Source organism: Mesobacillus foraminis (assembly GCF_004340465.1).
GTDB classification, from domain to species: domain Bacteria; phylum Bacillota; class Bacilli; order Bacillales; family Cytobacillaceae; genus Mesobacillus_B; species Mesobacillus_B foraminis.
Genome location: NZ_SLVV01000003.1, coordinates 91,006 through 102,735, shown reverse-complemented (window position 1 = coordinate 102,735; position 11,730 = coordinate 91,006). Strand labels below are relative to the sequence as shown.

The window sequence follows — 11,730 nt, the reverse complement described above, 5'->3', positions numbered from 1 at the left end:
TATGTCACTTTATTTGAAACAAAAAGCACTTATCAGAGGTTCATAAATGATAAGTGCCTTTTTATGGGTTTATTCTATTTCGAAAACGTAAATTGGATTTGGCCAACTTACCCTTTTACCCCGGAGATCGCAATCGATTCGATGATTTGTTTTTGGAAGACCATAAACACAATCAACATAGGAAGCAAAGCAACAACCGACGCAGCCATAATCAGCGGATAATCAGACTGGATTGCATACGAAGCATTGAAGTTGGCAATAACCAGCTGCAAGGTCTGCTTCTCTGGTGAATTCAAGTAAAGGATCGGGCCAAGATAATCGTTCCAGATTCCCATGAACCACAGGATTAACTGTGCTGCCACCGCTGGTTTGATCAAAGGGAAAATGATCTTGTAAAAAATCTGGAAGTAAGAGCAGCCATCAATCTTAGCCGCTTCAATGATAGAATTTGGAACACTGCTTAAATATTGTCTCAGGAAGAAGATCATGAACAGGTTGCCAAATAATCCCGGAACAATCAGCGGCAGAAGGCTGTCTACCCAGCCGATGCTTGAAAACATCATGAATTGGGGAATCATCAGCGCTGGATACGGAATCATGACCGAAGCGAACAACAGGATAAACAAATTATTCCTGCCACGGAACTTAAGCTTTGAAAAGGCAAAGGCAGCCAGGCTTGAAGTAATCGTCCCGATCACCGTAACGGTTACTGCTACGATTAAACTATTCGAAATACCAGATAAAAGAGGGCCCATCGACCAGATTTCCGCATATTTGCTAAACGAAATATCGGTAGGAATCCACACGGGCGGCAAAGCAAAAACATCCTCTTTCGTTTTAACCGATGTTGACACCATCCAGAGCAGAGGTGCCACCATGAAAATGGCTCCTATGCTCAGGAAGGCAAATACAAATATATTAGTGATTCTATTTCTTTTTTTCTCAGATACTGGTTCAGCTTTAATGGATTTCTTATCTGCAATGGCTACTTCCATTTTCATAAACCCCTTTCTTCTTATTCTTCATCTTTATTAATCCATGTCAAAAGAATTCTTTTCATTGATCTTAAATTGAATCAGGGTAATGATAAAGATGAAAAGTCCAAGTACTAAGGCCATTGCTGATGCATAACCTAGCTGGAAATTACCGAAAGCTTTTTGCCAGATATAAAATACGACGGAAGCAGAGCTGTATTCCGGTCCGCCCGTAGGTGTCATGACGTTGATTTCCGTAAAGATCTGGGCACCGCCAATAATGTTTGTGACGATGATGAAGAAGGTTACAGGCTTCACCATTGGCAGGGTAATATGCCAGAATGCCTGGAGAGCGTTAGCCCCATCAAGCTTCGCGGCTTCATAGTAGGACTTCGGCACACTTTGAAGCGCTGCTAAGTAAAGAAGCATCGTATAGCCAAGACCCTTCCACACTGCCATGATGATCAAGGCAGGCTTTACGGTAGAAGTATTTTGCAGCCAGTTTGGACCTTCAATGCCAATCAGGGCAAGGAACTGGTTGACCAATCCATAGTCTCCGTTATAGGCCCACTGCCATAGAATGGAAATAGCGGCGATGGAAGAGATGACCGGAATGTAGTAAATCACGCGGAAGGTACTTGTTCCAGGGATCCCCCTGTTCAGACCCATTGCAAGCAGTAAAGCCAGGACAATTCCGATTGGAATACCAAGCATCATAAAAAGGGTATTGTACATGGCTTTGTAAAAATACTCATCCTGGAATACATTCTTGAAGTTTTCCAGACCTATAAAATTCATTTGCCCCAAACCGTTCCAGTCGGTAAAGGATCCATATATGGCATAAACTAAAGGAACGAGTGCAAAAATGAGAAAACCTAGGAAGGGCGCTGCAATAAATAAGTATGCGTATCTCTCTTCTGTTCGATACAGTTTTGACGTTGCTTTCACTTTCCCCCCACCCTTTCATTAAAGAATTACTTATAGAAATTCCCTTTCTCTAAATTTCTTGGTGAGAAAAAATTTAGATAAAAGGAATAAATGGCGCCAGCGATGTTCCCTATTAAACTGGCGCCATTTACTCTTGGTCACACTAATTATTTTTTAGAAGACTGTTTTTCCTGCTCGATCGCTGCATCTAATAGCTTCTGCATTTTAGGCTGTTCTTCTTTTACGTATTGCTCAGCCGTTTTCTTGCCGTCAAGGACTGGCTGGATGTTTTTGAAGAATTCGTCGTACCATTCACCAGTATAAGTAGATTCAGCAGGGAAACCACGGCCATAATCATTGATGATGTCAAGGAATTCCTTCTTGTTGGCTGGCTTGATGGAGTCATCGGCCACCCACTGTTCAGCAACCTTTACGTTGTTTGGAAGCTGTACCTGTGCATTAACCAGGTCTTCTTGACCTTCCTGGTTAGCAGATAGGAACAATGCAAGCTCAGATGCTTCTTTCGCATGCTTCGTAGTTGCTCCTACACCAATTCCAAGTGAACCAATCCATGTTGCTGTTTCGCCAGTGGAACCAGCAGGCCAAGGCATTAAGTCATAATCAAATTTCAATTGTTCTGCATAAGTTGCCATATCCCATGGACCTACAGGGAAGAACGCCAATTCGCCTTTCATCCATCTTTGGTACGTATCAAGTGTCTGAGCTTCAGAGATGGAAGGAGTAATTTTGTGCTTGTTTTGCATGTCAGCAAAGAATTGCAATGCTTCGATAAACTTTGGATCATCAACTGTTACCTTTGTCTTTGTTTCATCAATCCAGTCTGCACCGTTGCTCCAGACAAATGCCTGCAATGCCCATGAAACGTTGAAACCTGTTGCATATTGGTCACTCTTGCCATCGCCATTTGTATCCTGGGTCAGCTTCTTGGAAACTTCGATGAATTGATCCCATGTATATGGCTTGTCCTTGTCAGGAAGAGGAATTCCTGCTTTTTCAAACATTGTCTTGTTGTAGCCAAGAGCAAATGGCCCCAAGTCTTTTGGAAGACCGTAGATTGCACCTTGCCCTAAAGTTTCTCCATCATAACGGTACTTGGCAACACCCTTCTCCCAGATGTTTTCCAATTTCACATCTTCAGCGCTTTCAACGTGCTCAGTGATGTCAAGAAGAACGCCGGAGTTTACATAAGCTTTTACTTGAGCCGGGTTATAGAAGAATACATCCGGAATTTTGCGTCCGGCAATTGCGGCCTTCAGTTTTGTATCATATTGGTCAGGCGCTACAGTTACCACGTTAACCTTAACGTTCGGGTTTGTTTCATTGTATTTTTTAATAACTTTCTGATAAGCCTCTTGTTCTTTAGGCTGGCCTCTGAACATAAAAGTAAGTTCGACTTTTCCGTCCTTGCTTTTGCCTTCGCTTCCGCTGCTCTTGCTGGAGCATCCGCCAAGCACCGCACCGATCATCATCAGTACAGCCATCATCAATACAACTAACTTACGGGACTTAAACATATAAAATTCCCCCATTTTTTAAATAAGATGGTAGTTTTCTGCCTATTTCTACAAACTTTTTATCCAAACCTGAAGACGTACTATATGTACGTACATGTCATGATGTCCACACACCAACTCCTCCTGGCTCTCTCTTAAGTTCCAAATCTACTGAAATCAACCACTTCTAATCTACTTTTTTCGAAGCCGCCCTCTCGTTGAAAGCGCCTTCTATATGTTTCATATTAAGGCACCTGTTCGTACATGTCAATCCGTTTTTTTTTGAAATTATATAAAAATTGTGAAACCACCCATATATGTCCGGACAATGTGTCCGAAATTTGTCGAAATACTAGGAAATGACCGCATTTTTGCACAATTAAAATTTAACCTGTACTTTTCTCTTTGTGTACTGTATTCTTCCTGACATTCGTGTATAATGGAATTAGTTGTACGTATGAGTGACGTTAATTTTAGACAAGTTGAAAGCGGTGATATAATTGCGGCAACCCACTAAATATATAATGGTAAAAGATAAAATCAAGGAATGGATTGAAAACGGGGATGTACAGCCCGGGGAAAAAATCTATTCTGAAAATGAACTCGTCAAGATGTTCGGGGTCAGCCGTCATACGGTTCGCCAGGCTGTGGGTGACCTGGTCCATGAGGGGTGGCTTTACAGGGAGCAGGGAGCAGGAACTTTTGTATCCAGCCTCGCGCGGGAACCACATCCCGCTCCTCAGGAACCCGCCGCGGAACCAGCTGGCGGAAAAAATATCGGAGTCATTACAACCTATATATCGGACTATATCTTCCCTTCAATCATTAAAGGAATCGAGTCCTATTTGACCTCCAAAGGGTACTCCCTTGTTTTTGCCTGTACGGATAATGATATTGAGAAGGAAAAGCAGTGTCTTGAAACCATGCTTAGCAGGAATATTGACGGTCTGATTGTCGAGCCGACAAAAAGTAGCGGCTACAACCCCAACGTCAATTACTACCTGCAAATGGAGCAGAAAAACATTCCTTACTTAATGATTAACCAGTTTTACTCGCAGCTTAATCCACCCCATATGCTGCTGAATGATGAGAAGGGCGGATTCATTGCAACAGACCATTTAATCCATCAGGGCCATGAAAGAATTATCGGCCTGTTTAAAACGGATGACCTTCAGGGTGTCTACCGGATGAAAGGATTTGTCAGTGCGTTTAGAAAAAATAATATCACTTTTTTCCCTGAAATGATCATTACTTATTCAACCGAGGACGAAAAATCGGGCATCCTTGATAAGCTGAATGGATTATTGGATTCACCGGAAACCATGCCAACAGGGATTGTCTGCTACAACGACCAAATGGCCCTCGCAGTGATCGACATGCTGAGAGAGCATGGGTTGAACGTTCCGGACGATATTTCAATTGTCGGTTATGATGATTCCTACCTGGCGACCGCCTCTGATGTGAAGATTACTTCCGTTACCCATCCAAAAATGCAGATGGGCATTGACGCAGCGAAGTGGATTGTTTCCGCTGTCGAGAACAAGCATGAAGACGGCAATGAGCAAGATTCCATCATCTATGATCCCGAGCTTGTCATCCGGAATTCTACTAAACCAATCACCAGTGACCTGCAGCAGCCGATTACGGTTTCCCAGGAATAAAAAAAGAGACGAACTCAAAGTGCCGCAATGGAACGGCACTGCTTGAGTCGTCTCTTTTTTTGTGGACCAGGAATCACCCTGCTGCGAGTGAGTGGGACTGTGACCGGTACAGCTTATAGTATGGTCCTTTCCTCGCCAGCAGCTCGGTATGGGTACCTTCCTCAATGATTTTCCCATTATCGATGAACAGGATTTTATCTGCATTCTGGATGGTGGAAAGCCTGTGCGCAATAATAAACGAAGTCCTTCCTTCCAGAAGGTGCTCCATTCCCTTCTGCATTGCAAGCTCCGTTTCGGTGTCGATGCTGGAAGTAGCTTCATCAAGGACAAGGATTTTCGGATCGGCAAGCAGCGCCCTTGCAAACGAAATCAGCTGCCTTTGGCCGGAGGAAAGTCTTGTTCCTCTTTCATTCACTTCGGTTTCATATCCATCCTTCAGGGAACTGATAAAGTCATGGGCCTGAACCGTTTTGGCGGCTTCAATCACTTCCTCATCGGTGGCATCAAGCCGGCCGTAGCGGATATTGTCCATGATGGTTCCTGAAAAAATGAACGGGTCCTGGAGCATGATTCCCATCTGTTTCCTCAGCGACGGAATGGTCACGGTGCTGATATCCACTCCATCTATTTTAATCTGCCCGTCTGTGACGTTATAAAAGCGGCTCAGCAACGAGACAATAGTAGTTTTGCCAGAGCCTGTCGCACCCACCAGGGCGACGGTTTCCCCAGGCTTCACATCGATGGAGACATTTTTCAAGATCGGAGACCCTTCTTCATAGGCAAAAGTCACATCATCAAAAGTGACTTTTCCTTTAATTGGCTTCAACTCGGCAGCATTCGGGTCACTCACCACTTCAGGCTTTTCATCGATGGTTTCGAAAATCCTCTCGAGATAGGCCATCGCATTAATTATGGCATTATAGAAGTTCCCGATATTGGCGAGCGGAGCCCAGAACATCCAGATATAGCCGATAAAGGCAACCAGGGAACCAACAGTGACTCCTCCATTGGCGATGCTCGAGATTCCCACGATATAAACCAGGGAAACAGTGAGCACCGAGATGTTCTCGATGGACGGCCAAAGCAGGAATTGAATTCTTACTGCTTTCATCCATGAGCCCCGGTAGCTGTCGGAAACCTCTTCAAAGATCTGCTTGTTTTCTTCTTCCCGGACAAAAGCCTGGGTAATTTTAATCCCGTTGATGCTTTCATGGATGTAGGCATTCAAGTTGGACTGTTTGTTGCTCAACTTCTGCCATGCTCTTCGCTGCGCATTTTTGATGATAAAAATAATGCCCGCCAGCACCGGGAATCCGGCCATCGCATAAAGGGTCAGCTTTACATCGATTGCGAGCATGAATCCGACAATAACGGCGATTGAAAATAGGTCTGTTATGAGATTGATAATTCCATTTGACAGCAGATCGCTTAATGAGTTGACATAGTTGACGACCCGGACAAGAATCTTTCCGTGAGGCCTGCTGTCATAAAAGGAAAACGATAGCTTCTGCAGGTTCTCGAACAAATCCTTCCGGATGGCTTTAATGATGCTCTGCCCGATTTCGGACATGATGCGGATCCTGAATTTCATACAGATTCCGGTGACAATCAGTGCAGCCAGATAAATGCCCGCCAAGAGGGTCAGCCCTGAAACGTCTCCATCAGGAATTTCTGTATCAATCGCCTGCTTAATCAGAAAAGGGCCGATCAAATTTGCCCCGCTGGCAACCAGCATGAGGATAACCGTGATGATAATCCTGTTCCGGTATGGAGCGATATAAGTCAGCATCCGCTTAAAATGCTGGGGGTTAAAAGGTGATTCGAGTTCTTCATCCACATCGAATTTATTCCGTGCCACTTAGCTCACTCCCTCCTGTGAGTGCTGGTTTTCAAAGTTGCCAAATTGATTTTGGTAGACATGATGGTAATAGCCTTTTTTCGCCAGCAGTTCACTATGGGTTCCTTGTTCAATGATTTTTCCGTCCTCCATTACGAGGATCAGGTCCGCTTCTTTTACGGAAGAGATGCGGTGGGCAATGATAAAACAGGTTTTCTCCATTAAAATGGATTTCAGGGTTTTCTGGATTTTCAGCTCGGTTTCCATATCCACACTTGAAGTGGTATCGTCAAGAATAAGGATGGACGGATCCTTGAGCAGTGCCCTTGCCAGCGCAATTCTTTGCCGCTGCCCTCCTGACAGGCCTACGCCTCTCTCCCCGACGATGGTATCGTATTGCTCGGGCATTTCCAGGATAAATTCATGGGCCTCCGCTTTCTTGGCTGCATCTATGACTTCTTCAACGGTAGCATCCGGCACCCCATAGGCGATATTGCCCTCGATGGTATCCGAAAACAGGAAGATGTCTTGCATGACGGTCGCCATATTGCTCCTCAGCTTTTGAATCTCCCACTGTTTGACATTGATGCCATCCACGCGTACTTCCCCTGTATCAGTGTCATAAAAGCGGCTCAGCAAGTTGATCAGCGTAGACTTCCCGGCACCTGTTGGCCCGATGATTCCTACCGTTTCACCCGGCTTTGCCCTGAAAGAGATATTCTTGAGCACTTTTTCGTCCCCATAGCTGAACCCAACCGAGTTAAATTCCACGACCCCTTTTAACTCGTCAATCTTTTTGGAGTTCGGGAGATTTTTTATACAAGGCTCCACTCTCAGGAGATCCTCAATTTTTTCGGCCGACGCGATGAACCGCTGAACATCATTGATGAGCCAGCCGGCCATGCGCATCGGGTTATTCAGCGCCCAGATGAGGGAGTTGAAGGTAACCAGTTCCCCGAAAGTCAGCGAGCCATTAATGACCATGATTCCGCCCGCAAAAATCATCACGACGGTCAGCGTGCCGGCAAGGGAATCCAGGACAGGCAAAAATCTTTCCCATACCCTTGCAGAATCAAGGCTCCTTTGTTTAAAGGCTTCATTTTGCACCGAGAATTTTTCCATTTCATAATCTTCCCTGGCGAATGCCTTTACCACGCGGTTTCCGCTGATGTTTTCCTGAACAACCGAATTCAGTCTTGAAAACTGCTCCCGAATCGCGGAAAAGGTCGGCCTTACGGTATTGGCCAGTCTGTAGGCGAAAAAGCCGATGGCCGGCGCGACTGCAAGCATGCACAGGGCAAGCGGAGGATGAATATAAAACATGAATCCAACCGCCAGCAACAGAATTGTCGCATTCTCAAAAATCATATAGATGGTCCAGGCGGTAAAATGGCGGACAGCCTCCATATCACCTGTCATCCTGGCCATGATGTCCCCCGTCTTGGTTTTATCATAAAAACTAAAATCCAAATGCTGGAGGCGGTCATAAAGATTTTCCCTGATTTTAAAAATAGAGTTCTGGGACACGGTTTCAAATACAAGCTGATAGCTGTAACGGACCACTGTCCTAATCAATGTGATTCCGATCATGACACCCAGGAATGGAAGAAGCAGGTTCTCCTGTTTGCCATAGATGACCTCATCAATGATCCTCCCCGACAGCCAGGGATTGACCATGTTCAGCCCTGCCACCACCAGAGCCATGAAAAGGCCGAGGAAAAACCTCCGTTTATAATTCCTTATATAGCCCCAAATCCAGCGAATACTTCCCATAAAAGAGCCTCCTTTCCAGTAGAATATCAGTGCAGCTCTTAACGCAGGCGCAAGAGACAGGCTCCATGGGCTGGAAGTTCCATGCTAATTTCATTTTCTGCCGGGCCGATCTCCTTTTTGTTCCAAAGGTCCTTTACGTTTACATCCCTCTTTTTAATACCCAGCTGGTCAAGAGTTACACCAATTTCTGTAAAATCATTTCCAGTATTAAACAAAGCTGCATAGGTTTCGCCATCGAGTCCATCCGCAGCCCAGACGATTTTCCCGCCTTCCCGGTAAACCAGGCGGCTGTTGGTGCTGCTTTGATTGACCTTGATGACCTCTTCATTCGTCAGGAGGGACAGAGTCCAGTCATCATTATCGCGAAGCTCTCCTCCGAACATCAGCGGCGAACGGAATATGGACCAAAGCGTCATCATCGTAATCTGCTCCTCTTTGGTGAACCGGGTATAGCGGTCCCCGCCGCCGCCATCGACACTCCGGATGCCAATATGGCCAAGCGGCAGCATATCGCAGTCCGGCCAATTTCCAGGGCCTGTGTGAGGCGCCCATTTCTCGCAGCGTTCAAACATCGCATACAGCAGGTTCCAGTGATCCCAGAAATCGTCGGTCATCCTCCACATATTCGCGCTCTTTTTCAGCTCTTCCGCATGCTCAACCGGCGCAGGTCCAGGTGACAGGCTCAGCACCATGTCCCGGCCGCACTGGTCAATTGCCTTCCGGATCAGTTCAATTTCGGCAAGATGCATCCCATAGAGGCGCGATGCCGCGATATCGTCCACTTTGACAAAGTCCACATCCCACGAGGCGTACAGGTCAAACAGGGAGTTATAGTATTCCTGCGCTCCTTCCTTTGAAGCATCCACTCCGTACATATCCGTATTCCATGGACAAATGGAATTAGGGTGGGCAATATCCCGTGCCCTTGCGTCCGTTCCTTTTATCGGCGTATTGTCATGAACCGCCTGTCTCGGTATGCCGCGCATGATATGAATGCCAAATTTCAGCCCAAGGCTATGTACATAATCAGCCAGCGGCTTGAAACCCTTTCCATCCGCGGCTGAAGGAAAACGGTTCACAGCCGGTACAAGCCGGGAAAACGCATCCATTTCCAGCGGCACAAAAGGCCGGTACTGCGACGAGTTGGCACCTGGTTCAGACCACTGGATATCAACTACAATATATTCCCACCCATATTGCTTTAATTCCCGTGCCATATATTCTGCATTTCCTTTTACTTCCTCTTCCCTCACCGCTGCGCCGTAACAGTCCCAGCTGTTCCAGCCCATCGGCGGGGTTTCCGCGAATCGAAGATGCTTCATCCTTTTGGCTCCTTATCTTTGATTTATCATTAATATCATAAAAAAACATGGAAGCGGCATCTATAATAAAGATTTGCTTCCATGTGTAAAATATTGCTGCCTTCTAGTCAAAGGTCATCTGGCTGAACGAGACCATTTCCTCTCCGTGACGGAATTCCCCAGGCGAGAATCCCGTCCATTGCCTGAACACTTTTATAAAATAGCTGCCGTTGGAATATCCAATTTCCCTGGCCACTTCTTCGACGGTCAAAGCCGTTGAGCGAAGAAGCGAAACCGCCTTCTCCATGCGGACCTTTGTTAAAAATTCAATCGGCGTCAGGCCTGTGGTATTTTTAAATGACCGGGTAAAATGGTACTTCGACAAGCCGACACTCTCGGCAATCTCCTCCAGGCTCTGCAGAGTCACGTACTGGTTTTCCATATGGGCAGCGGCCTGCCGGATTTTTTCGGGCCAAGCTGCCTTTTCCTTTTTATTGGCGGTCCCGAGCCGGTACAGCTCCATGATGAATTGATAGACAATGGAGGAAGCGCGGTACCCATCGGTAATCTGTTTCCTGGCCGCCGAATGGAAGATTTGCTGAAGGAACAGGACGGGAGGGCTTTCCTTTGACAATTCCACAACCGGACCGAAACTCCTCGTGATTTCCCTCCACTCCCTCTGGATGAAATCGGGCCTGAATTGAACAAAGTAGAATTCCCAGCTCTTGCTGGATTTCGGCAGAAAATAGCGGTGCGCCCCCGGAATTTCAACCATAAAAGCCTTGCCTGGCCCCAGTTTATGCGTCTTTCCATTGATTTCAATATGGCCATAGCCGGACAGGGTGTATTGAAACAGCAAGAGCGGGCCATCCACCCGTTTCAGTCCATCCCAATTGTATGAATGCTCCGTCACCTTCTGGCAGCCCAGAGCGTAAAGCTTATAAAAAGGCTTATCCAATGTATCCAAAAATCGAAAGCCATAAACGCCGTATTGATTGGACATAACTAATTGCTCCTCGCCGTTCCATTCTTGTTTTAAGAGTTGGTGTTTACTATAGTTAAAATCGAGCTTAATTGATTGATTTCCGCCAAAGGCTGAACGCTGGTTTCAGACTTCCTCATGCGGTGGTTGAACCATATCGCCTGCCACCCCGCCTTGATCGGTGCATCAATATCGTTTGCCCAGGTATCGCCAATATATAAAAGATCCTCAGGAGGAAGCGAGGCCTTTTCCGAAACATAATGAAAGATTTGCGGATCTGGTTTCGCAGAGCCCACAGCATCCGAAATGAAAATCATTTCCTCATCCACGTACTCCAGCAAGCCAAGCGTTCTGATTTTATTGTATTGATGGCCGACCGGACCATTTGTAATGATGCCCAGTTTAAAGCCCGCTGCTTTTAGCCGGGGAAGCAGGGTTGGCACCTCGGGGAACAGCGTTAAGGAAGACAGCTCCTTTTCATATTGCTCCTGGAACTGGAGGGCTTCTATAAATGAAAGGCGAACCCCAAAGCTTTCCAGTGCAAACATGATTCTTTGCGCCCGGAGCTCTTCCAGTCCAAGCTTCTCGCTGCTGTACTCCTCCCAAAGGAGATCGCTCATCCGGCGGAATTCCTTGTATAACGTTAAATCAGATGCTGACTCAGGCAAGTTGAGAACGCATTCATGAAGCGCATTAGCGAAGGGCTTCAAATGGTCATGCAGAGTGTCATCCAAATCAAAAAAAATGGCAGAGAACGCCAT

9 protein-coding genes are annotated in these 11,730 nt (G+C 46.1%); 1 reads left to right on the top strand and 8 read right to left on the bottom strand.

The features are described from left to right. Positions 1 to 107 precede the first annotated feature (107 nt). The 3 genes from EV146_RS05140 to EV146_RS05130 form a co-directional block, all read right to left on the bottom strand. Entirely contained in the window at positions 108 to 995 is an 888-nt protein-coding gene (locus tag EV146_RS05140) for a carbohydrate ABC transporter permease (RefSeq protein WP_121610877.1), read from the bottom strand. Between the two features lie 36 nt (positions 996 to 1,031). After that, positions 1,032 to 1,922 carry a carbohydrate ABC transporter permease gene (locus tag EV146_RS05135; protein ID WP_132002888.1) on the bottom strand — a complete coding sequence of 297 codons (891 nt, stop codon included), beginning with the start codon at positions 1,920 to 1,922 and terminating at the stop codon, positions 1,032 to 1,034. Between the two features lie 146 nt (positions 1,923 to 2,068). After that, complete coding sequence (locus EV146_RS05130; RefSeq protein WP_132002886.1) at positions 2,069 to 3,436, bottom strand: ABC transporter substrate-binding protein; 1,368 nt, start codon at positions 3,434 to 3,436, stop codon at positions 2,069 to 2,071. A gap of 503 nt (positions 3,437 to 3,939) precedes the next feature. Between EV146_RS05130 and EV146_RS05125 the strand changes: the two genes are divergently transcribed. Beyond that, entirely contained in the window at positions 3,940 to 5,076 is a 1,137-nt protein-coding gene (locus tag EV146_RS05125) for a GntR family transcriptional regulator (protein WP_181215839.1), read from the top strand. Positions 5,077 to 5,149: 73 nt separating this feature from the next. On the opposite strand, the gene EV146_RS05120 is transcribed toward EV146_RS05125, so the two are convergent. The 5 genes from EV146_RS05120 to EV146_RS05100 all read right to left on the bottom strand — a co-directional run bounded on the left by EV146_RS05120 (position 5,150) and on the right by EV146_RS05100 (position 11,730). Further along, on the bottom strand, positions 5,150 to 6,934 hold the full coding sequence (locus tag EV146_RS05120) for an ABC transporter ATP-binding protein (protein ID WP_132002881.1): 1,785 nt from the start codon (positions 6,932 to 6,934) through the stop codon (positions 5,150 to 5,152). Further along, positions 6,935 to 8,686: an ABC transporter ATP-binding protein gene (locus EV146_RS05115; protein WP_132002878.1), complete on the bottom strand. Its 1,752-nt coding sequence runs from the start codon at positions 8,684 to 8,686 to the stop codon at positions 6,935 to 6,937. A gap of 38 nt (positions 8,687 to 8,724) precedes the next feature. Further along, positions 8,725 to 10,008 (bottom strand): glycoside hydrolase family 27 protein, encoded by a 1,284-nt coding sequence (locus EV146_RS05110; RefSeq protein WP_132002875.1) that lies wholly within the window; start codon positions 10,006 to 10,008, stop codon positions 8,725 to 8,727. Between the two features lie 103 nt (positions 10,009 to 10,111). Beyond that, on the bottom strand, positions 10,112 to 10,990 hold the full coding sequence (locus EV146_RS05105; RefSeq protein ID WP_121610870.1) for an AraC family transcriptional regulator: 879 nt from the start codon (positions 10,988 to 10,990) through the stop codon (positions 10,112 to 10,114). A 32-nt stretch (positions 10,991 to 11,022) separates the two neighbouring features. Next, positions 11,023 to 11,730: an HAD family hydrolase gene (locus EV146_RS05100; RefSeq protein ID WP_158287009.1), complete on the bottom strand. Its 708-nt coding sequence runs from the start codon at positions 11,728 to 11,730 to the stop codon at positions 11,023 to 11,025.